Below are 23,094 nucleotides of genomic sequence, written 5' to 3'. Positions count from 1 at the left end.
TAATCTTTTTAGAATCCAACATTAAGTGATAACGATACAGTTTTTGGTACTGGTAATGCAGCTCCTCCAGAATTAAAGAATTCAGGATCCTGACCATTTAACGCTTTGTCAGAGTATAGTAAGAATAAATTCTCTCCTTGTATACGAATTCTTGCAGAAGTAAAACCTATCTTTTCTGCGTATGCAGAAGGGACAGTATATCCTAGTGCAATTGATCTCATACGAGCATATGTACCATCGACTACTCTTAAATCACTATTATTATATAATTCATAAGCGTTATCGCCTCCTGTTACAATACCATTTGCATTTACAAAGGCATTAAGTTCAGAGATTAAAGTTCTATTTTCTACAATAGCAGGAATGTTAGTAATATTTTCATCTCCAGGAAGTGCCCATCTGTTGGTTAATTCACCTGGTAGTGAATTAAAATCAGTATAAGAGGCATCAAAATTACTATTCAAACGTATCTTGTAATCAAATTTGAATGAGATATTAGTAGATAAAGTAAAGCCTTCATAAGTGAAGGTGTTACTAAGTCCACCAGCTCCTCTTGGTTGAGTTGGACCTTCATACTTCAATATTTTTTCAATATCATCTCTGCTTTGAAGATCTATATTTGTTACTCTATTATTATCAGCATCAAAGAATGTTGGGATACCAAATTCATTTAGTCCAGCAAAGCGAACTGAGTATAATGCAGAGATTTCACGACCAGTGTATGGTGCTCCCGATGGAGATATTAAATCTACTAATCTAGGATCAAATTGAAGTTCTTCTACTTCTTCTGTATTGTAACCTACATTAATATTGGTTGACCATTCAAAATTTCTTGTCTTTACATTAACAGTAGATAAAGCAAATTCATATCCATCAACTTTTAAATCTGCATAATTACCTGTTTTAAAAGCTTCACCACCTACACCACTTGTTTTAATGGTTCCGATAAGATCAAATGAATTACGTTTATAGTAACCCAGTTCACCTGCAACTCGGTTGTTAAACATAGAGAATTCTAATCCAGCACTAAATTCTTTAAGTTTTTCAAAAGTTAAATTAGTATTTTCTAAAGAATTGATTTGAATTGTACTTTCTACATCTTGCGGACGTAATGGTACACGACCTCTTAAGTCTAATGTAGCACTTGTAAGAGGACCTCTTCCTCCAGACAATCCATAAGTTGCTTTTAATTTTAAAAGATTTACCCATTCTGCTTTAAAGAAATCTTCTCTATCAATGTTCCACGCTCCACTAATATTATAATTTGTAAGATATCTTGCTTTAGGACTTGATCCTTGTAGGTTGGATCCATCATATCTTAAAGTACCATTAAGAGTGTACTTGTTGTGTAAAGTGTATCCTGCATTAAAGAAAAAACCAGTAAAACGATCTCTAAAATTAGAAATCTCAAAATATTGATCTCCGTTATCGATTAATTGATCAATAGCATCGGGGTTTGTATTGACTAAATATCCATTCTCATAAGAAATACCAATACCATTGAACTCTCTACTGGTTCTATTTGTTGATTTTATTTCTTGCCCTAAAAGAAAAGCAAATTGGTTATTATCATTAATGCTTGGGTTCCAGGAAATAGAATTTCTCCAATATAAATAATCTAAAACATCTTCATTAAAGATATTAATACCACCTTCTGGTAATATTGAATAACGAGGTCTGGTTAAGTTATCTCTATCCTGATATAAGAAAGGATTTACATTTGCCAGAACGCCTTCATCTGCTCTAAAAGCTTCAGCTTGGTTAGATTTATCACCAATAACATGTTCTCGTTGCGTAATTGCTTTACGATAGTTGAATGTAGAATTTGCAGTTAAATTATTACCTAATTTATAATTTAGATCTGTTTGAAAAGCAATATCAGTAACATCAATGTTAATATAGTTATTACTCAATTCATGGATGATATTAAATGGTGCATAGTTTTTTCTGAAAAATTCTAAATTACCATTTTCATCGTATGGTGTAACACTTCTACTATTGGTTAAAGAATAGCTGTAAGGATTGATTTCGAATTCACGTTCAAAATCACCTGTTAAAGGATCTAATCTTCTATCATTTGTACCTGGAGCAATCTGATCTCTAAAACTCCCTGTTAATGAGGTGTTTATTGAGAATTTTTCGGAAAGGTTAAATTTTGTATTTAATCTTGCCGTATAACGTTGAGCTTCATCTCCTATTGTTTGTCCCTGATCATTAAGATAACTTAAAGAGAAATAGTAGATGGCATCATCACTTCCTCCAGAAACACTTAAAGAATGATTTTGTTGCAATGATAAATCATTAAAAAGGGTTTCAAACCAATCTGTATTGGCTACTTGATAACGGTTAAAATAGCTATCAGCCAATTGTCCATTAGCTCCTATTTCTACGTTATTCGTTCTTCTTTCGTTAAAATATTGTCCTAAAACTCCATAAGATTCAGCATACTGAGCAGTTGTTAAATCAACTAATCCTTTCTCTACCAATTCTGCATAAACAGATAATTCTTGTTGAGAATTCAATACATTAAAGTTTGTATATCGAGGTCGTAAACGGTAAGAGAAATTGTTGCTATAGTTTACTCTTAAAGCCCCTCTTTTACCCTTTTTGGTTGTGATTACAATTACTCCATTCTTTGCACGTGCACCATATAAAGCAGTTGCAGAAGCATCTTTTAGGATAGAAAAACTTTTAATATCATCTGGGTTTAATCCAGCGATAGAGGAACCAATTAATGAATTGATATCACCAGAAGCTAAATCCTGTTGAGCTAATTCTACATTATCTTCTAAAATTACTCCATCAACTACCCAAATTGGGTTATTGTTACCTGTAAGAGAGGTGTTACCTCTAATTCTAATTCTTGGAGATGCACCAAATGAACCAGAAACATTATCTACAACTACCCCAGCATCTCTACCTTCTAGAAGTCTTGATGCATCAGAAACCCCATCAATTTTAATGTCCTCCAAGTTAAGTTTTGTAGCAACACCGGCAAAAAGACGGCGATCTACTTTTTTATAACCATCTGTTATTATGACTTCGTCTAGTGACTCTACAGATTCTTTTAATACAAATTGAAATTTTGTTTTATTCTTATCTGTGATTGTAATGGTTTGAGTTTCGTAACCTAAGTTTTCTATCTTAATGATATCTGATACCGAAACTCGCATCGTAAAATTTCCATCAAAGTCTGTAACTACTCCTTGAGTAGTTCCTTGTATAGATACAGTAGACCCGGGAATGGGGAGACCATTTTTGTCAACAACCTGTCCACTGATTTCAAAACCTTTCTGTGGTTTTACCAGCGCAGATTGTCGTTTTTTGATTGTTGGAATATTAGAACTAACGGGTTTTTTTACCAATACAATTTGCTTATCTACTATTTTATAAGAGACATTGGTGTTCTTAAATATTCTATCTAAAATATATTCTACTCTTTTGTTAGAAACCTTAAAAGATACCTTTCTTTTGGTATTTACCTCAGCATCCTTAAAAAACACTTTAAATTCTGTTTTTTGTTGTATTAAATCAAATACTCTCTCAATTGTAAAGTTTTTCACATCAAGTGAAATCTTGGTGTTTTGAGAATAAGTATTTGCGTTTATTCTAAATAGAGACAATATAATTAATAGTATTGTTAGCCTCATTTTCAAATTAAATATTAATTTTGCCACACCATTTGTGTGGTTTTGTCTAATTATTTTCATATTTTTAATATGATTTAATGATTGAACCATTGTTAAATTACGCTTACTCTAAATCGGGAGATGTTGCAGCATTTCTCGATTTTTTTTTGTTTATTAGTCATTTTGGAAACATACTTTTTTTGTTTTAGGGGTTAATAATTATTTCATTTTCTTTGATAGTAAAATTGAAGAAGGTGTTGCTCTTAAACGTTTTTAATACATCTTCTATATTTTCTACATCAAACTGACCTGTGAATTTTTCTTTCTTTATTTTGGGGTAATTAATTGTTATTTTCTTGTCATACGATCTCTCCAGTTTCTTAATGATATTCTCAAAACTTTCATTTTTAAACAGTAATATTCCATCAACCCAAGCAGTATAATTTTCGGTTTTTACTGTAGAAATATCTAAATTCTGACCTGATTTTAAAAGACTAGCCTTCTGATTTGGCTTAAGTATTTGATCGGTATCTTTATTAAATCGTTCTTTATTTTTAAATACACCTACACTACCTTCTACCAGAACAACCTCAGAAAAAGGATCATCAGTGTAAGAAGAGACATTAAACTTTGTTCCTAAAACTTCAGTTTTAATACCATTAGTAGATACAATGAATGGAGCTTCTTCATTTCGGGCAACTTCAAAATAGGCTTCACCAGATAATTCTACCTCACGAACTTGTCCGGCAATAAAACGCACAGGGAATTTTAATGTAGAACCTGCATTAACATGAACTATAGTTCCATCAGATAATTCTAATTGAAATTTTCTTCCGTAAGGTACTTTTAACGTGTTGATACTTGGTTTTGCCTCAGCAATGTTATTTTTTTCGTTTTGGTATACTATTTTACCTTTTTCCTGAACTCCTACTACAGTACCATCGTTATTTTTAATCTCTTTAAATAACTCATTCTCCTGTATAGTTTCAAGACTGCCATCGCTTAGTTGTAATGTTACTTCATTTAAAGTAGAATCGGTGCCAAAAAAAGTATTGTTGTAGTATAAAGTAGCACTAATTATAAGTCCTACAAAAACTGCAGCATATTTTAAATAATTATTGATTCTATTTTTGCGGATTTTAGTACGAGATTTTGTACTTTGTATTTGTTTTTGGAATAATGATGATGCTTTTTGATTATCAAAATCGTTTTTACCTAATTGGATGTAATGATCAGTGATAATGTATTTTTTAAATTCATTTAAATTTTCTTCATCATTCAATAGTTTTTTGAACTCGATGAGTTCTCGTTCGGACATCTCATTATTTAGGTATTTTAGTATTTGATTTATATCCAAATCTTTGTTTTTTTTCATGCGAATTATTGGCTTATTTATAGTTAAGACTTGAAAAAAATAAAAAACCCTTACTTCTGAAACTATTTTTTTTATTATTTATGTAAAGTTTTTGTTAATTGTTTTAGGATAGGGTTTAAAAATGAGTTAAAAAAAGAGTGCTATAAAGAACGAGACCCAAATAGAGGAACTTAAGAAAGGTAATGAGTTTGTATACAGGCATTTATATGAGATGTACTATAACGAATTATGCTCCTATATCTATAGTTTATCGAGGGATAAACAGCAGGCAGAAGACATCGTTCAGAACGTAATGCTTAAAATTTGGAAGAATAAAAAAAAATTAAATATTAACACTTCTATCAAAAATTATCTATATAAAGCATGTTATTATGAATTAATAGATACCTATAATAAAAATAAAAAAGAGTTAAGTTATATAGAACAAATACAAAAAAATACTCTTAATGTTTTTGTAGAAGAAGACAACGATTTTATCAAAAAGAAAATACACCTTGTTCAGGTAGAAATTGAAAAACTTCCTCCAAAATGTAAAGAAGTATTTGTATTAAATAAAATTCAGGGGTTTAAGTACAAAGAAGTGGCAGAACAATTAGATATCTCTATAAAAACTGTCGAAGCACAAATGTCAAAAGCTATGTCAAGAATTAAAGAGGCTCTAGAGACTGTTTAATAGAATATTTCTTATCAAAAATGATATTTCAAACTATTTAATTACTTATTTTCTTAACGTATATATGCCTAAAATTGGTCCTATACTTAAAAATACGTAAAGCATAGTGTTGTCTATTTTTCCTGTTAAAAAAGATAGTAACTGAATACTAATTATAGTAATTGCAAACCCTATGCAATTTATGATTGTGAGAGCAGTACCTCTTAATTCTGGCGGTACAGCAGCAGCTACCATTGTTGAGAATTGAGGAGAATCTGAAATAACCAACATTCCCCAAATACTTAAAGCAATTAAAAATAATTCGGGCGGTAATAGGAAAAGTAGGGGAGAAGCAAGACAAAATATTCCAGAAATTAATAGTGAATTATATGCCACTTTTCTACTTCCGGTTTTTAAAGAAATCAAACCACCCAGAATGCAGGAAATGAAACCAACACCTATGATGATAAAAGACCAAAAAGACACCTGAAGCTGTGTCGATTGTAAACGAGAATAGGTTTTAAGAATAATAGGGACAAATCCCCAAAACGCATATAGCTCCCACATATGTCCAAAATATCCAAAAGCAGCTTTTCTAAAACTAGGGATACTAAAAAGTTGTGTAACGATCCCAAGTTGAAGCTTAGAAACAAGTTTTCTGTATGGACCATCAGGAACCAAAAACCACATTGCTGATCCTCCAACAAATGCTAAGATAGATGTGCTGATAATTACAGCTTTATAATCGCTACTCCAGGAAAACTGGTTTATTAGGTGAGGAAAAGCTGTCCCTAGTACCAAAGCACCTACAAGGTACCCAAGTGCTTTACCGAGTCCGTCTTTATAATAATCAGAGGCTATTTTCATACCAATTGGGTATATGCCGGCAAGAAAAAAGCCAGTTCCAAATCTTGCTGTAAGTAAATTAAATACCGTGATATCAGGAATAAGCAATGACAAATTACTAAGCCCTCCTAAAAAAGCGCAAATCATAAATATTCGAGATGGAGAAAACCGATCGGCTAATGTTAATAAAGCAAATGTTAGTGTTCCTACGATAAACCCAAATTGTACAAAAGACAAAAGATAGCCTAAAATATTAAAACCAACATTAAACTGAGAGGCGAGATCATCAATAACAGCATTGCCAGCAAACCATAACGAAGTACAAAAAAACTGCGAAATGATAATCACCGGGAGTATGTAGAATTTTGATTTCAATACATTATTCTTCTAAAATGATTGTGCCAAAAACATCAGCATTAATCCACCCCAGGTTTTTTTCTTCTCCTGGGATAAAAACAGAACCAATAAAATTTTCTCTTTCCTTACTACCATCATTATCATTATAAGCAATAGCAAAACCTAATTTCTGATCCTTTTTTAAAATCATTGGATCATTAACTTTTCCTTCTATATAAGTGTTGTCATATACAATGATCTCAAACTCCCATACCGATACATCGCCATTAGTAATTCGTTTAGAGCTAACATGACTATTATATAGTAATGGTTTTTTTTGTTCATCCAGATCAACAACATTTCCGTCTAATGCTACATGATACGCGAATGCATTATTAGAATATTGATGATCACCACCAGAGTTATCCGCATCAATAAAAATTTCTACACAGTCATCATCCCACCATAAACTTAGAGGATCTTTATTTTGATCATATAAAACATCATCTTTGATTTCTACTAATACATATAGAGCTTCTGGAGTCCAAACCACTTTATATCTTCCAAAAAAATCATTAAAGGTATAAGGTGCTCCCAGCCATCTTTGGTCAAAACCATACCAAATGGCTTCTTCCCAAATAGGATCATTCATCTTGCCATCTAGCTTAGGAACAATTACTGCTTTTTTTACTTTTCTGATTTGGTGATCAACTTTAACTTTCTGTTTTCGTAAATCTTTTTGATCTACGATTGCCAATTCATCTTTAGTAGAGTTGGGAAGGTTTTTTTTACAGCTTAGTATAAATAATAAAATGAATAATAGAAGTATTCTTTTCATAATGAGATTTAGTGACATAATCATGATAAATGTAGTGAACAAAATTTAAAAATTAGTTGTAGTATATAAATAAGTAATAATCATTTGTATTTCTAATGGTAGATTACTGGATAACTGGAAATAGATATTTTATGTTCATTTGATATTAATAAGTGTATTAAATTGAGTTTTGATTTTAGTAAATATTCAACGAAGTTTCATACTTCATTTTAAAATAAAAATACTAGGTTTTGCCTTTGTTTTGTCTAAATAATAAAAGAATAAAATGAAAGATGTATAGACAAAATTTCGGTGCTAATAATAAAAGGAACTCTCGGTTATTATTGTTTTGGAAGAAAAAATATGGAATACTTTGTATGAATAACCATGCATTTTTTGTCTATGTAAAACTTATTATAACTGAAAAATAATTATTTCCATCCCACTATAATTATAACGTATTACATTATATCCCCATAAAGTGGTAGCCGAAGATTGACAATTGTTACTTTCGATACATATTAAGAAGTCCTTAAGGGTTTGTAGCCTGTTAAAAGTAATTTTGGGAGCACCATAAAGAGTATAATCAGAATCTAAAATGGAGATGAGATGATCAATACTTTCTCTATGTATTCTAGAATTTCATACTTCATTCTAGAATGAAATAAAAAAAATAAAGCTGTTTTACTTTTGTGAAATACAAAAAGGAACAGGTAAAATGAAACATTCGGCGAGAGTATTTTGGAAGAAAAATCAACATGAAGCATTTATGGATGGAAAATATAGCAGGGCACATATCTGGTATTTTGATGGGGGAGCAGAGATTTTGGCTTCTTCTTCTCCAGAGGTGGTTCCCACTCCAATGTCTGATGCATCTGCGGTGGATCCTGAAGAAGCATTTTTGGCATCTGTTTCGAGTTGTCATATGTTGTTTTTTCTTTCTATCGCTTCAAAGAAAAAATATGTTGTAGAGAGCTATGAAGATCATCCTGTAGGGGAACTAAAAGAAATAAAAGGAAAAAAAGCAATTACTACGATTGCATTATACCCTAAGGTAATTTTTAAAGGAAATCATCCTTCAACAAAAAATATAGAGCAGATGCATAATCTAGCACATTCTAATTGTTTTATCGCGAACTCTATTATAGCAAATATTCAAATTAAATTAATGTAAAATCAAATATGAGAAATTTAGCAATTAGATTAGATAATAAACCTGGAGCTTTGGCAGAAATGGGAGAAATTTTAGGAAACGTGGGAGTAAGCCTTGAAGGAGGAGGTGTTTTTGTACATAACAATATTGGAATGGCTAATTTTTTGGTAGATGATGCCGAAAAAGGAAAGAAAGCATTAGAATCTTATGGGGTTGAAGTGTTTGCGATCAATAAAGTACTTATTCAAAAATTAAACCAGGAAGTACCTGGACAGTTAGGTAAAATTTGCCGTTTAATGGAGAAAAATAATATAAACATAATAACACAATATAGTGATCATGATAATCAGTTAATATTAGTTGTAGATGATTATGAAAAAGGCAAAGTTATTTCAGAGAATTGGAAAAGAGGGATATATTAAAAATACACATAATGAATTCGATAGAAATTATTTTATTAAACTGTACAGAGACAAGAAGACGAAGTATTAAACTTTGGAAAGGAATACCAGAAGAACATTTTGATTGGAAACCAGATAAAAATGCGTTCTCAATTATCGAAATGATTAGACATGTATTAGAAACCGAGCATTTATTTCATAAGATAATTGACAATAGAGGAAACCTGGGAGATTACCATTCACCATGGCAAGGAATGAAGTATGTGGGGCTGGAGTTTGAACTTGAGATAGCAATGAGCTATAGAAAGAATTTTCTTGATATGATAGAGGGGTTAACAGAGACAGATCTTGAAAACATAAGGATAGAAAGAACAGAAGTAGGACAGAGCAAAAAACTTGGTGATTATCTAAATAGAATTGTGTTTCATGAAGCAGTACATATGGGACAAATGCTCGATTATTTAAGAACACTTGAAGTAAAAAGGCCTAAAATATGGGATTGAAAATGATCATATCGATTATATTATAGTAAATTCATGGCGCAAATGATATTACATTAGTTTTGTGTATTGAAATCGGATAATATTGTGATAATAGTTAATGGAAGAGTTCGAAAATAAATTTGCTCAGATCGCCTCTTTATTAGGAGATAAATCTCGATCTGTAATGCTATGGTGTTTGTTAGATGGTAGAGCATATACAGCTCTTGAGCTGTCGATATGCGCAAATATTTCTGCACAATCAGCAAGTAATCATTTAAAAAAATTAATTCAGGCTAATATATTACTAGTAGAAAAACAAGGAAGACATCGGTATTATAGGTATGCTACCTCTGAAGTAGCTCAAGTTATTGAATCTATGGCAGGATTAGTATCCATTACCGATGAATATACCAGGACTAAACAACCAGAACTTAATGGTATAACATATGCCAGAACTTGTTATGATCATTTGGCAGGAAAAATTGGTGTAAAAATCACAGATGCCTTGCTTGATAAAGGCATGGTAGAAATTGTAGAACGAACTTATAAAGTTACATCTGCAGGAGAGAGTTGGTTTCAAAATGTTGGTATTGATATCGATGATATAATGTTGCAAAAACGATCTTTCGCTCATCCATGTCTGGATTGGAGTGAGCGTAGACATCACTTGGCAGGTGCACTTGGTGCCTCTTTTCTCACTATGATGTTACAAAATGATTGGATACGAAGGAAGAAAGATTCAAGAGAGATTTTGGTAACAGGGAAAGGAAAATTAGAATTAAAAACAAGGTTAAATTTGGAAATATAAAAACCGCCTTCTAATTATTTAAAAGGCGGCTTCTTATGATAAATTAAACACATCACAATGTTTTGTGTTCTTTTACTCTATTGATTAACCAATAAAATACCCATTTTCTTTGGCGATTTTATCAGCAATTTTAGTTCTTAAAGCAACTACATTAGGCTGATTAGCATATTTAGTAAAACGTTTAAGTCCCATTAACATCATTCGTTGTTCATCTCCTTCTGCAAAAGAAACTATTCCTTCTTTTCCTTTTCTAATAATAATATCTACGGCATTGTATAAATATAATTGAGACATTGCTATTTGAGTTTCCTGAGCATCTTCACCAAAACGTTTTGCATTTTTCTCGGTACGTAAGATTGCAGATTCTGCCATGTAAATTTCAATTAAAATATCTGAAGCAGCTAGTAATAATTGTTGATGATCCTCAAGTTGTGGTCCAAATTTTTGTACTGCAGCTCCTGCAACCATCAAAAATACTTTCTTAAGCTTAGCTATGATTTCTTTTTCTTCAGAAAACAATACTGAATAATCCGGAGTATCAAAAGATGGAATACCTGTAAGTTCATCTGCAACTTTCATTGCAGGGCCAAGAAGATCTACATGACCTTTCATTGCTTTCTTTACTAACATTCCTACGGCAAGCATTCGATTAATTTCATTGGTACCTTCGTAGATTCTTGAAATACGAGCATCTCTCCATGCAGACTCCATTGGGGTATCTGCAGAGAATCCCATACCTCCAAAAATCTGTACACCTTCATCAGTACAACTTTGTACATCTTCAGAAACGGCAACTTTAAGAATAGAGCACTCAATTGCATATTCTTCGACACCTTTAAGTTCTGCTTCCTGATGTGTGTTTCCTTCCGCTTGACGGATAGCAATTCTATCTTCGATATTTTTTGCAGCTCTGTAACTAGCAGATTCATCGGCATATGTATTGGTAGCCATTTCAGCAATTTTAGCTTTAATAGCACCAAAGTTCATAATAGGTGTTTTGAACTGGATACGCTCATTAGCATATTTGGTAGCTTCACCAATCACACGACGTTGTGCATCAAGACAGGCAGCAGCAAGTTTAATACGTCCTACATTTAGTGCATTCATTGCGATTTTAAACCCATTACCTCTTTCTGATAACATGTTTTCTACCGGTACTTTGGTCTCGCTAAAGAATACCTGGCGAGTAGAAGAGGAATGAATACCTAACTTTTTTTCTTCATCGCCGAGAGAAATCCCATTGGATGGATCATTTTCTACAATAAACCCTGTAATATTTTTATCATCTTCAATACGAGCAAAAACAATAAATAAACTACAGAAACCAGCATTAGATATCCACATTTTCTGACCAGAAATCGAGTAATGTTTTCCATCCTCAGAAAGAACAGCTTTTGTTTTACCAGAATTGGCATCTGATCCTGCACCTGGTTCTGTTAAGCAGTATGCTCCAAACCACTCACCAGTAGCAAGCTTAGGGACATATTTTTTCTTTTGCTCTTCATTGCCATACAAGGTGATTGGCATGGTACCAATACCAGTATGAGCTCCAAAAGCAGTACTAAATGATCCAGTAGCTCCAGAGATATAATCACAAACTAACATCGTAGATACGAATCCCATTCCTAAACCATCATATGCTTCAGGCACAGAAACTCCTAAAAGTCCAAGTTCACCAGCCTTACGCATGCATTCTTCTGTATATGCATAGTCTTTACTTTCGAATCGCTCCCAATGAGCCCATAACTCACGGTCTACAAACTCTCTAGCACTATCACGCATCATTCTTTGCTCCTCAGAAAAATCTTCTGGGGTAAATACATCTTCACATTTAGTTTCTTTAACAAGGAATTGTCCTCCTCTAAGAATATCTTTATTTATAGTTTTATCACTCATTTTTTTAGTAAGGTTTTAGTCGTTAGTATTGAGGCTGATTAAGATGTAATTTTTTAACACTTAAATCTCAATTCTAATTTTAATTTAAAAATTCATAAATACCAGCAGCACCTTGTCCTGTACCTACACACATGGTTACCATTCCGTATTTACCTTTCATATCACGTTTACGCATTTCGTCAAATAATTGAACCGAAAGTTTTGCTCCGGTACATCCTAATGGATGTCCTAATGCAATTGCTCCTCCATTAACATTTACGATATCCTGATTGAGACTTAATTCTCTCATTACTGCAAGAGATTGAGAAGCAAAAGCTTCATTAAGTTCTATAAGTTCTATATCGTCTTGTTTTAATCCGGCTTGTTTTAAAGCTTTCGGAATAGCTTTTACCGGGCCAATACCCATGATTCTTGGTTCTACACCTGCAGCAGCATAATTAACAAGTCTTGCAATAGGCTCAAGGTTTAGTTCTTTAACCATCTCTTCACTCATTACCATAACAAAAGCGGCACCATCACTCATTTGCGAAGAATTACCAGCAGTTACACTTCCTCCAGCTTCGAATACTGGTCTAAGTTTACCTAACACTTCTTTACTGGTTCCGGCACGAGGCCCTTCATCCTTAGATACAGTATATGATTTTGTTGCCTTTTTTCCATTTTCATCGACATAAATTTGTTCGACATTAATAGGAACAATTTGATCCTGAAAACGCTTTTCTGCTTGCGCTTTTAAGGCCTTCACATGTGAGTTATAGGCAAATTCATCTTGATCTTCACGAGACACTTTGAATTGGTGAGCAACTGCCTCTGCAGTATTTCCCATTCCCCAATAATAATCTTCATGCCCTGATTTGGCTAAATCATAATTAAGTTCTGTTTTATAACCCGTCATAGGAACTGCACTCATGCTTTCTGCCCCACCGGCAATAATACAATCTGCCATTCCAGATTGTATTTTGGCTGTTGCAATACCAATGGTTTCTATTCCTGATGAACAAAACCTATTTACTGTTACTCCGGGAACATCAACAGAATTTAATCCCATTAATGAGATTAAACGTGCCATATTTAACCCTTGAGACCCTTCGGGCATGGCATTACCAACGATTACATCGTCGATACGTGCTTTGTCAAGGTTAGGAAGCTCTTTCATCATATGTGCTATGGTTTCGGCTGCCAATTCATCTGTTCTTTTAAACCTGAACACCCCACGAGGAGCTTTTCCTACGGCTGTTCTATATGCTTTTACTATATATGCTGTTTTCATTGTTTTCTTTTTCTAGTTTCTTAGAGGTTTTCCTTTCTTAAGCATATGCTCGATACGTTCAAGAGTTTTACGTTCTGTACAAAGTGACAAGAAAGCTTCACGTTCTAGATCTAATAAGTATTGTTCTGTAACCAATGTTGGTTCAGATAAATCTCCACCAGCCATTACATATCCTAGTTTATTAGCTATTTTATGATCATGTTCAGAAATATATTTACTAGCTTCCATAGAGTCGGTCCCTACTAAGAACATACCTAATGCTTGTTTACCTAGCACCTTAATATCTTTTCGAAGAGGTGATTGTGTGTATCCTTGTTCTGCCATCAATTTAGCATGTGCTTTTGCTGTAGCGATTTGGCGATCTTTATTAACAACAACGATATCTTTTCCTTTTTGAAGTATATTAGTATCATATGCTTCATAAGCAGAAGTTGATACTTTGGCCATACCTATAGTTAGGAAATGTTCTTGTAGTACATTAAGTTCTACGTCATTTTTCTTAAAAGTATCAGAGGCTCTTAATGCCATTTCTTTGGATCCACCACCACCGGGGATAACACCAACACCAAATTCTACAAGTCCTATATATGTTTCTGCGGCAGCAATTACTTTATCGGCATGCATAGAAAGTTCACATCCACCACCAAGTGCCATACCATGAGGAGCAGCAATTGTTGGGATTGCAGAATAACGCATACGCATCATAGAATCCTGGAAATATTTAATTGCCATATTAAGCTCGTCATATTCTTGCTCAACAGCCATCATAAATATCATTCCGATATTTGCACCTACAGAGAAGTTTGCTGCTTGATTACCAACAACTAATCCCTGAAAATCTTTTTCAGCAATATCGATAGCTTTGTTTAATCCGGCTAAAACATCACCACCAATAGTGTTCATCTTACTCTGGAATTCTAGATTTAGAATTCCATCACCAAGATCTTCTACTACGACTCCGCTATTTTTAAATACTTCTGAAGATTTACGAATATTATCCAGAATAATAAATGCATCTTGCCCTGGTACTTTTACTTGTTCTTTTTTAGGAATATCGTAGAAAAATGTAGCTCCGTTATTTACAGTATAAAAAGAAGTACTTCCTGAGGCGATCATATCATTTATCCAATCAGCAGGTTCATACCCTTCTGCACGCATCATTTCGATTCCTTTTTCTACTCCAACAGCATCCCAGATCTGAAAAGGACCATGTTCCCATCCAAAACCAGCTTTCATTGCATCATCGATCTTATATAAATCGTCTGTAATTTCAGGAATACGATTAGAAACATATGCGAACAGTGCAGATAAATTTTTACGATAAAATTCTCCTGCTTTATCTTTTCCGGATACTAATACTTTAAAACGATCAACTACTTTATCTATAGTTTTTGTCATTTCGAGAGTAGCAAAAGAGGCTCTTTTCTTAGCTCTGTATTCTAAAGTATCTAAATCTAAAGACAGGATTTCTCTTTTTCCATCTGCACCAACATTCTTTTTATAGAATCCTTGTCCGGTCTTACTTCCCAACCATTTGTTTTCCATCATGGTGTCAATGAAATCCGGAAGTTTAAATAATTCATGACGTTCGTCATCCTGGCAATTGTCGGCAATACCATTAGCTACATGAACCAAAGTATCCAGACCAACGACATCGACTGTACGAAAAGTTGCAGATTTTGGACGGCCAATTACAGGACCAGTAAGTTTGTCTACTTCTTCTATGGTTAATCCCATCTCTTTTACCATGTGGAATAAACTCATGATACTAAAGATCCCTATTCTATTACCAATAAACGCAGGGGTGTCTTTTGCAACGACAGAAGTTTTTCCTAAATATTGTTCTCCATATCCATTAAGAAAATCCAAAACTTCCTGAGATGTATTTGGGCCAGGAATAATTTCGAATAATTTAAGATAACGAGCAGGGTTAAAGAAATGTGTTCCACAGAAATGCTTCTGAAAATCTTCACTTCTTCCTTCATTCATAAAATGAATAGGAATACCAGAGGTATTAGAAGTAATTAATGTACCTGGTGTTCTGTGTTTTTCAAGATTTTCAAAAACTATTTTTTTAATATCTAATCTTTCTACAACAACTTCTATAATCCAATCTACATCTGCAACTTTTGCGATATCATCTTCCAGATTTCCTGTAGTGATACGATTTGCAAATTTTTGATGGTATATAGGAGAAGGTTTAGATTTAAGAGCAGCGGTAAGTGAATCATTTACTAATCGATTACGGACCACTTTGTTGTCTAGAGTAAGGCCTTTCGCTTTTTCTTTATCGTTAAGTTCTCGAGGGACTATATCTAATAATAGTACTTCGACACCAATATTAGCGAAATGACATGCAATACCAGATCCCATGATTCCTGAGCCGATAACTGCAACTTTTTTAATGATTCTTTTCATTTTTTAACTTCGAGTTGTTAAGGTTTTACAGATTCTTGTTTTGAGTAAATTTTTTTAGATGATATCAGATCATTTATGGTTTGAAACACCTCTAAGAAAATGTCTAATTTTTCTTGTGGGACATGTTTTCTTACCATGGTATCAAAAGTAAAAACGACTTCTTTCGAGAAATTTCTCATTTCTACGCCAAACGGAGTGAGGTAGATCAATACACCGCGTCCATCCTGAGGATTTTTCTTTCGGAAAATCAATCCTTTTTCTTCCATGGTTTTCAAAGTGCGTGATAAACTTGTAGCTTCCATTCCCATTTTGGGGCCTAGTGAAGTAGAAGGTGTACCGCTTTCTGGGTCTATGCTTAGTAATGCAAATCCAGTAGCCATCGTACTTCCTTTTTTGCTGGCTTCTTCATTATACATCTTAGCAACCGCCATCCAGGTGGCTCTAAGCGCATAATCGATTGTCTTTTCTCTCATTCAAAAAAATTGTTATGAATGTAAAGGTAAGAAAATTTATTATGCACGCATAATAAATAAAGTAAAAAATTGAGAAAAGTTTATGTAATGTACACTTTTTTGTTGAATTAATAAAAAAACTCCCCATAAAATGAGGAGTTTACTGATTAACAGTTAAAGTTTACAAACGTTTTGCGTTGCAATCAGTTAATTGAATTAGCCATAAATTTTGGTATAAAGATCTTTGTATTTTTCTTTTATTATTTTCCTTTTTAACTTCATAGTAGGAGTGAGGTGACCCGCATCAATACTCCATTCATCTGATGTAAGTTCAAAACGTTTTACACGTTCCCATTTTCCGAACTTTTTATTATGCTCATCTACTTCTTCCTGGTAACGATCAATAATTGATTGATTGCTAAGAGCTTCTTGCATAGAGTCTCCTATTTGTATTCCTTTACGTTCTGCCCATTCTTTTAGAAATTCGAAGTTGGGTTGTATAAATGCTGCCGGCATTTTTTCTCCTTCTCCAATTACCATGATTTGCTCGATAAAACGAGATTGTTTCATGGCATTTTCTATTAATTGCGGAGCAACATATTTACCTCCAGAAGTTTTAAACATTTCTTTTTTACGATCGGTAATACGCAAAAAACCATCACTATCAACTTCACCAATATCTCCGGTATGGAAATACCCATTTTTTAATACCTCTTTGGTTTTTTCTTCATCTTTATAATATCCTAACATTACTTGAGGACCTTTTACCAGAATCTCACCATCTTCTGCTATTTTTACTTCGGTTTCAGGGATCATTCTTCCTACAGAGCCTATTTTCATTCCTCTGTTTCCTGTTTCATTTACAGAGATTACAGGGGACGTTTCAGTAAGACCATATCCTTCCATAACTCCCATCCCTGCTGCATTAAATATTCGTGCAAGTCTTGGCTGTAGTGCAGCACTACCAGAAGCAATTAATTTTAAATTACCTCCCAGAGCTTCTTGCCATTTACTAAAAATAAGTTTTCGGGCGAGACCTAATTTTTTCTCATACCACCAACCATTTGCTCCATAAGGTTCGTATTTTAATCCCAGATCTACTGCCCAAAAGAATAATTTCTTTTTGATCCCTGTGAGATCAGCTCCTTTGGCAATAATTTTGTCATATACTTTTTCTAGTAATCTCGGTACCGCAGTCATAACCTCGGGTCTAACCTCCTTTAGGTTATCACTAATAGTTTCTAAAGATTCTGCAAAATATATGCTCACACCACGGTATTGATACAAATACATTAACATTCTTTCATAAATATGGCATACGGGAAGAAAACTTAAGGCTTTAGTTTCTCCATCTACAATAGGGAATCTGGAAGAACTATTTATCGAATTGCTTACTACATTTTTATGACTAAGCATAACTCCTTTAGGTCTTCCTGTAGTTCCCGAAGTATATATTAGAGTAGCAAGATCATCTTCTTTTACAGAGGCCATAATTTCTTCTACTTCTGATTGATTGCTATCGTCTTTACCTAATTCAAGAACTTCATTCCAGCTTTTGCAACCTGAAATATCATTATAAGAATATACTTCTTTTAATGAAGGTACATTTGCCTTAATGTTTTTAACTTTTTGAAATACTTCTTCATCTGAAACAAAACAATATGTCGCTTCAGAATGATTTAAAACATATTCGTAATCTTCTTGAGAAATTGTAGGATAAATAGGAACATCCTGTGCTCCAATTTGAAGAACACCAATGTCAGTTATATTCCATTCTGTTCTGTTATTAGAAGATATAATTGCTATTTTATCATTAGGTTTTACTCCTAATCGTAACAAACCACGGCTAATTTGATTTGCTTTTTCTACATATTCCTTAGTAGAAGTAGCAATCCATTCACCATTATATTTAGTTATTAAAGCCTTGTCTAAATTAAATTTTTCTAATTGATAATGTGGGAAATCAAATAATCTCGTAATTTTTGTCATAAGTTGTTTTAAAATAATTTTTGTAGCATTCTAAAGCTCTTTCCAGATGGTTGTTTTAAAAATAATTGGGTGATTAATTTACGTATAAACAAATTAGAATACACCACAATTTAAGAACTTAAAAGAACTACTATGCGCGCATAGTTTTGCAAATTATAAAAAATCTTATAATACACAACTCTAAGATATAAAAAAAAGGAGCTGTAAATTGTTAACTCTTTAATATTTTATCGTTTTTAATAAAATATCTGCCATTTATAGATTCAAAAATAGCTTTATAATACATAAATAGGATAATCTCTTAACAAATCAAGAGCTATGTTCTAAATCTATTTAATGACTTATTAGATTATTTTTTACCTGCTCAAAGTTTTTTACGTCTATTTTTCCTTTGGTAGGAATCATATTTTGCCACACCCAATTGTAGTGTTCGATTACTTTTTTAGCTTTTAAATGCGGTCTATCTCCAGTGGTATGCCCATCTTCTATCACGGTTATGTTATAGTCCTTTGTTAAAGCTGATTGAACAGTTGATTCTACACAAAAATCAGTTGCACAACCTGTAATAAATAACTCATCGATATGTAAGTCGTTTAGTTTTGATTGTAGCTTTGACTTATAAAATATATCATTTGCATACTTATCTATAAAAACGTCTGTTGATTTTACGTTTAAGTCATCTAGCAATTCCCATTCTGCTGTATTTGGTACAAATTCATTTGTTTTTGTGCCATCATGTTGAATAAAAAATACAGAAAAATCAGAGGCTCTAAATAGTTGTGCAAGCGTATTGATTCTGTTTACAACTCCTTTTGCATCAAAGCGTGGAGTTTTTGGAGTAAAAGAACCTTTTTGCATGTCAATTATTAAGAGCGCTTTTCTGTTTTTCATTCAGAAACGTTTTTCTCTAACCATTTTCTGGCATTTACAAAGGCTTCGATCCATGGGGATACTTCATCATGTCTATCTTGGAGATAGTTGGCCCAGTTCCATTGAAAAATTGAACGCTCAATATGAGGCATCATTACCAAATGACGACCAGTTTTATCTGTCATCATAGCTGTGTTGTAATTTGATCCATTTGGGTTAGAAGGGTATCCTTCGTATCCATATTTTGCAACAATGTTATATTGATCTTCTGGTAACGGTAGGTCAAACTTTCCTTCACCATGAGAAATCCATACTCCCAGTGTACTTCCTGCCAAAGTAGATAGCATTACAGAATTATTATCCTGTACTTTTACAGAAGTGAAACTACTCTCATGCTTATGAGAATCATTGTAGGTTAGTTTGCCGTGTTTTTCATGTTCTGGATTAATAACTTCTAGCTCCATAAACAACTGGCAACCGTTACAGATACCTACAGATAGAGTATCTTCTCTTTTAAAGAATTTTTTTAAGGCTGTATTTGCTTTTTCGTTATACAAAAAGGCACCTGCCCATCCTTTTGCGGATCCTAAAACATCACTATTAGAGAAACCTCCTACGGCTCCAATAAACTGAATATCTTCTAATGTTTCTCGACCAGATATCAAATCGGTCATGTGTACATCTTTTACATCAAAACCTGCCAAATACATGGCATTGGCCATTTCTCGTTCAGAATTACTTCCTTTTTCACGTATGATAGCTGCTTTTGGTCTTTCAAACTTACCAGAAATGATTGGTCGTTTACCATCAAAGTGTTTTGGAAAAGAATAGTGTAATGGTTGATCTGTATAATTTTCAAATCGATCTTTTGCTAAATCATTTGCAGTTTGTTTCTGATCTAATAAGAAAGAAGTTTTATACCATGTATTTCTTAATTCTTCTATAGGAAGATCAAAGGAGTCATTTTGATTTTTAATTGATAAAGAAGCTTCTTCTTTTACAGTACCGATATTGAAAAACTCAATGTTGTTTTTAGAAAGAATAGACTCGATGTCTGAGTTTGAAGCACTCTGAAAAACAATCCCAGAGTTTTCTGCAAACAATAATTTAATTGAGTCAGATTCTCCAATTTTGGTAAGATCAAGTTCTGCTCCAAGATTAAGATCTGCAAAACACAACTCTAATAATGTAGTGATTAAACCTCCTGAAGCTATATCATGACCTGCCACAATTTTATCGTCTCTAATTAGATCTTGAATCACGTTAAAGGTATTCTTAAAACCAGCTGCGTTCTTAATATTTGGTGCTTCAGAACCAATTTTATTTAATATTTGTGCAAATGAAGAGCCTCCAAGCTGATGTTTATCATTTGAAAGGTTAATATAATAGATATCACCCCCATTTTTTTGTAAAACGGGTTCAACAATTTTGGTGATGTCATTACAATGTGCAGCTGCAGATATCACTACGGTTCCGGGAGCAATAACTTCTTCATTTGGGTATTTTTGCTTCATAGATAATGAATCTTTACCCGTAGGCACATTGATTCCTAAATCAATAGCAAAATCTGAAATTGCTTTTACAGCTTTATATAATCTGGCATCTTCTCCTTCATTTTTACAAGGCCACATCCAGTTTGCGGATAATGAAACGGATTGTAATCCTTCATTTAGTGGTGCCCATATCATATTAGTCAATGCTTCGGCAATAGAATTTTTACTTCCTGCTTCTGGGTTAATCAAGCCAGAGATAGGAGAATGCCCAATACTAGTTGCAATACCTTCTTTGCCATTATAATCAAGAGCCATTACTCCGCAATTATTTAGTGGTAATTGTAATGGTCCAACACATTGTTGTTTAGCAACTTTTCCTCCTACACATCGATCTACTTTATTGGTTAACCAATCTTTACAGGCAACAGCTTCTAATTGTAGTACCTGTTCGAGATAGTTTTGAAAATTTTCTTTGTTATATGAAATGTTTTCATAATTACGCTCAATGGTTTTATCATTCATTATAGTCTTAGGAGAACTGCCAAACATATCTTCTAATGCCAGGTCCATTGGTGTATCTCCTTTGGTCTTGGATTGAAAAGTAAAACGGTGATCTCCGGTAACATCTCCTACTTCATACATAGGTGAGCGTTCACGCTCTGCAATACGTTGCAGTGTATCTATATTTTTTTGCCCGATAACTAATCCCATACGTTCTTGGGATTCGTTACCGATGATTTCTTTTGCCGATAATGTTGGGTCTCCTACAGGTAGTTTATCCAGGTCAATTTTTCCTCCGGTTTCTTCTACTAGCTCAGAAAGACAGTTAAGATGGCCTCCTGCACCATGATCATGTATGGATACAATTGTATTTTCTTCATTTTCTACCATACCTCTAATTGCATTAGAGGCACGTTTTTGCATTTCTGGATTAGAGCGCTGTATCGCATTTAATTCGATACCGCTGCTAAATTCTCCTGTATCTGCAGAAGATACGGCAGCACCACCCATACCAATTCGATAATTTTCTCCTCCCAGGATTACAATTTTATCTCCTTTTTCTGGAGTAGCTTTGATAGCTTGTTCGGCTTTACCATATCCAATCCCACCTGCCTGCATAATTACTTTGTCGAAACCAAGTTTACGGGCATTTTCTTCGTGCTCAAAAGTGAGTACAGATCCTGTGATTAGAGGTTGACCAAATTTATTCCCAAAATCAGAAGCTCCGTTAGAAGCTTTTATCAAAATATCCATTGGAGTTTGGTATAGCCAATCTCTTTCTGTCATAGCTTTCTCCCATGGGCGATTATTTTCTAATCGCGAATATGAGGTCATATATACTGCTGTCCCGGCAAGAGGCAAGGAGCCTTTTCCTCCAGCAAGGCGATCTCTGATTTCTCCTCCAGATCCTGTAGCAGCTCCATTAAATGGTTCTACTGTGGTCGGAAAATTATGTGTTTCCGCTTTAAGCGAAATCACACTGTTAAATTCGGTTTCCTGATAAAAATCAGGCTTATCAGCAGTTTTTGGAGCAAACTGAGTAACTCTTGGCCCTTTTATAAACGCTACATTATCTTTATAAGCAGAAACAATATCGTTTGGATTTATCTTTGATGTCTTTTTAATTAACTTAAAAAGCGATGTAGGTTGTTCTTCTCCATCAATCACAAAAGTCCCATTAAATATTTTATGACGACAGTGTTCAGAATTTACTTGCGAAAATCCAAAAACTTCTGAGTCCGTAAGTTGTCGCCCTATTTTTTTGCTAACCCCTTCGAGGTACTCAATCTCTTCGTCATTAAGCGCTAAACCTTCGGCGATATTATAAGCAGCAATATCATTAATTTCTATGATCGATTCTGGCTTTATATCAATAGTATAGATATTCTGATTTAATAGATCATACTTTTGAGAAAGCATAGGGTCAAAATCAATGTAATCTTTTGTAACGGCTCGAAATTCTTCTATTCTAATAATTCCTTCTATACCCATATTCTGAGTGATCTCTACGGCATTGGTACTCCACGGAGTAATCATTGCGGCACGAGGACCAACAAAAAAAGCGTCAATAGACGCCACAGATAGTTGAGGTTGGTTGCCAAATAACCAGGTTAATTTTTTGATGGTTGAAGGAGAGATTTCATTGTTTGTTTGAACTGCAAATACTTTCTCGTTTTGGTTTCCGAAGAAATGGATCATACTTCGAT

Annotated in this window: 16 protein-coding genes; 5 read left to right on the top strand and 11 right to left on the bottom strand. The window is 33.6% G+C overall.

Annotated elements, in window-relative coordinates; all coding sequences use genetic code 11:
- Nucleotides 1-8: 8 nt before the first annotated feature.
- Complete coding sequence (locus tag DG435_RS05525) at nt 9-3,710, bottom strand: SusC/RagA family TonB-linked outer membrane protein (protein WP_159025622.1); 3,702 nt, start codon at nt 3,708-3,710, stop codon at nt 9-11.
- A gap of 124 nt (nt 3,711-3,834) precedes the next feature.
- Nucleotides 3,835-5,004 (bottom strand): FecR family protein, encoded by a 1,170-nt coding sequence (locus tag DG435_RS05520; RefSeq protein ID WP_106793183.1) that lies wholly within the window; start codon nt 5,002-5,004, stop codon nt 3,835-3,837.
- Nucleotides 5,005-5,146: 142 nt separating this feature from the next.
- Between DG435_RS05520 and DG435_RS05515 the strand changes: the two genes are divergently transcribed.
- A complete protein-coding gene (locus DG435_RS05515; protein WP_369871786.1) occupies nt 5,147-5,677 on the top strand; it encodes an RNA polymerase sigma factor in 531 nt (176 codons plus the stop codon).
- A gap of 45 nt (nt 5,678-5,722) precedes the next feature.
- On the opposite strand, the gene DG435_RS05510 is transcribed toward DG435_RS05515, so the two are convergent.
- Together DG435_RS05510 and DG435_RS05505 are read right to left on the bottom strand one after the other, a co-directional pair.
- Nucleotides 5,723-6,877 carry a nitrate/nitrite transporter gene (locus DG435_RS05510; RefSeq protein WP_106793181.1) on the bottom strand — a complete coding sequence of 385 codons (1,155 nt, stop codon included), beginning with the start codon at nt 6,875-6,877 and terminating at the stop codon, nt 5,723-5,725.
- A 4-nt stretch (nt 6,878-6,881) separates the two neighbouring features.
- Nucleotides 6,882-7,676 carry a sugar-binding protein gene (locus DG435_RS05505; RefSeq protein WP_106793180.1) on the bottom strand — a complete coding sequence of 265 codons (795 nt, stop codon included), beginning with the start codon at nt 7,674-7,676 and terminating at the stop codon, nt 6,882-6,884.
- 697 nt (nt 7,677-8,373) lie between these two features.
- On the opposite strand from DG435_RS05505, the gene DG435_RS05500 reads away from it, so the two are divergent.
- From DG435_RS05500 to DG435_RS05485, 4 genes are all read left to right on the top strand, one after another.
- On the top strand, nt 8,374-8,829 hold the full coding sequence (locus tag DG435_RS05500; RefSeq protein ID WP_106793179.1) for an OsmC family protein: 456 nt from the start codon (nt 8,374-8,376) through the stop codon (nt 8,827-8,829).
- An 8-nt stretch (nt 8,830-8,837) separates the two neighbouring features.
- A complete protein-coding gene (locus DG435_RS05495) occupies nt 8,838-9,230 on the top strand; it encodes an amino acid-binding ACT domain-containing protein (RefSeq protein ID WP_106793178.1) in 393 nt (130 codons plus the stop codon).
- An 11-nt stretch (nt 9,231-9,241) separates the two neighbouring features.
- Nucleotides 9,242-9,712, top strand: a complete 471-nt coding sequence (locus DG435_RS05490) for a DinB family protein (protein ID WP_106793177.1) — start codon at nt 9,242-9,244, stop codon at nt 9,710-9,712.
- 97 nt (nt 9,713-9,809) lie between these two features.
- Nucleotides 9,810-10,499, top strand: a complete 690-nt coding sequence (locus DG435_RS05485; RefSeq protein ID WP_106793176.1) for a helix-turn-helix transcriptional regulator — start codon at nt 9,810-9,812, stop codon at nt 10,497-10,499.
- Between the two features lie 84 nt (nt 10,500-10,583).
- On the opposite strand, the gene DG435_RS05480 is transcribed toward DG435_RS05485, so the two are convergent.
- The 7 genes from DG435_RS05480 to purL form a co-directional block, all read right to left on the bottom strand.
- Entirely contained in the window at nt 10,584-12,395 is a 1,812-nt protein-coding gene (locus tag DG435_RS05480) for an acyl-CoA dehydrogenase family protein (protein ID WP_106793175.1), read from the bottom strand.
- A gap of 79 nt (nt 12,396-12,474) precedes the next feature.
- Nucleotides 12,475-13,665 (bottom strand): acetyl-CoA C-acyltransferase, encoded by a 1,191-nt coding sequence (locus DG435_RS05475; protein WP_106793174.1) that lies wholly within the window; start codon nt 13,663-13,665, stop codon nt 12,475-12,477.
- 12 nt (nt 13,666-13,677) lie between these two features.
- A complete protein-coding gene (locus tag DG435_RS05470) occupies nt 13,678-16,083 on the bottom strand; it encodes a 3-hydroxyacyl-CoA dehydrogenase/enoyl-CoA hydratase family protein (protein WP_106793173.1) in 2,406 nt (801 codons plus the stop codon).
- Nucleotides 16,084-16,100: 17 nt separating this feature from the next.
- Entirely contained in the window at nt 16,101-16,556 is a 456-nt protein-coding gene (locus DG435_RS05465; RefSeq protein WP_024771025.1) for a MarR family winged helix-turn-helix transcriptional regulator, read from the bottom strand.
- A 195-nt stretch (nt 16,557-16,751) separates the two neighbouring features.
- Nucleotides 16,752-18,524 carry a long-chain fatty acid--CoA ligase gene (locus tag DG435_RS05460; protein ID WP_106793172.1) on the bottom strand — a complete coding sequence of 591 codons (1,773 nt, stop codon included), beginning with the start codon at nt 18,522-18,524 and terminating at the stop codon, nt 16,752-16,754.
- Between the two features lie 333 nt (nt 18,525-18,857).
- Nucleotides 18,858-19,415, bottom strand: a complete 558-nt coding sequence (locus tag DG435_RS05455) for an isochorismatase family protein (protein WP_106793171.1) — start codon at nt 19,413-19,415, stop codon at nt 18,858-18,860.
- On the bottom strand, nt 19,412-23,086 hold the full coding sequence (purL, locus tag DG435_RS05450; RefSeq protein WP_106793170.1) for a phosphoribosylformylglycinamidine synthase: 3,675 nt from the start codon (nt 23,084-23,086) through the stop codon (nt 19,412-19,414). Before purL ends, DG435_RS05455 begins: the two co-directional genes overlap by 4 nt.
- Nucleotides 23,087-23,094: the final 8 nt, after the last annotated feature.

Origin of the sequence: Aquimarina sp. Aq78, from assembly GCF_900299525.1 — a bacterium.
In the GTDB taxonomy this organism is placed as follows: Bacteria; Bacteroidota; Bacteroidia; order Flavobacteriales; family Flavobacteriaceae; genus Aquimarina.
This window is presented reverse-complemented; position numbering and strand designations above follow the sequence as displayed.

Bases quoted from the DNA above. Each gene is read 5' to 3' on its own strand.
- purL (WP_106793170.1), bottom strand. From the start codon at position 23,086: ATGATCCATTTCTTCGGAAACCAAAACGAGAAAGTATTTGCAGTTCAA.
- DG435_RS05490 (WP_106793177.1), top strand. From the start codon at position 9,242: ATGAATTCGATAGAAATTATTTTATTAAACTGTACAGAGACAAGAAGA.
- DG435_RS05500 (WP_106793179.1), top strand. From the start codon at position 8,374: ATGAAACATTCGGCGAGAGTATTTTGGAAGAAAAATCAACATGAAGCA.
- DG435_RS05495 (WP_106793178.1), top strand. From the start codon at position 8,838: ATGAGAAATTTAGCAATTAGATTAGATAATAAACCTGGAGCTTTGGCA.
- DG435_RS05460 (WP_106793172.1), bottom strand. From the start codon at position 18,524: ATGACAAAAATTACGAGATTATTTGATTTCCCACATTATCAATTAGAA.
- DG435_RS05520 (WP_106793183.1), bottom strand. From the start codon at position 5,004: ATGAAAAAAAACAAAGATTTGGATATAAATCAAATACTAAAATACCTA.
- DG435_RS05525 (WP_159025622.1), bottom strand. From the start codon at position 3,710: ATGAAAATAATTAGACAAAACCACACAAATGGTGTGGCAAAATTAATA.
- DG435_RS05455 (WP_106793171.1), bottom strand. From the start codon at position 19,415: ATGAAAAACAGAAAAGCGCTCTTAATAATTGACATGCAAAAAGGTTCT.
- DG435_RS05470 (WP_106793173.1), bottom strand. From the start codon at position 16,083: ATGAAAAGAATCATTAAAAAAGTTGCAGTTATCGGCTCAGGAATCATG.
- DG435_RS05485 (WP_106793176.1), top strand. From the start codon at position 9,810: ATGGAAGAGTTCGAAAATAAATTTGCTCAGATCGCCTCTTTATTAGGA.
- DG435_RS05480 (WP_106793175.1), bottom strand. From the start codon at position 12,395: ATGAGTGATAAAACTATAAATAAAGATATTCTTAGAGGAGGACAATTC.
- DG435_RS05475 (WP_106793174.1), bottom strand. From the start codon at position 13,665: ATGAAAACAGCATATATAGTAAAAGCATATAGAACAGCCGTAGGAAAA.
- DG435_RS05465 (WP_024771025.1), bottom strand. From the start codon at position 16,556: ATGAGAGAAAAGACAATCGATTATGCGCTTAGAGCCACCTGGATGGCG.
- DG435_RS05505 (WP_106793180.1), bottom strand. From the start codon at position 7,676: ATGAAAAGAATACTTCTATTATTCATTTTATTATTTATACTAAGCTGT.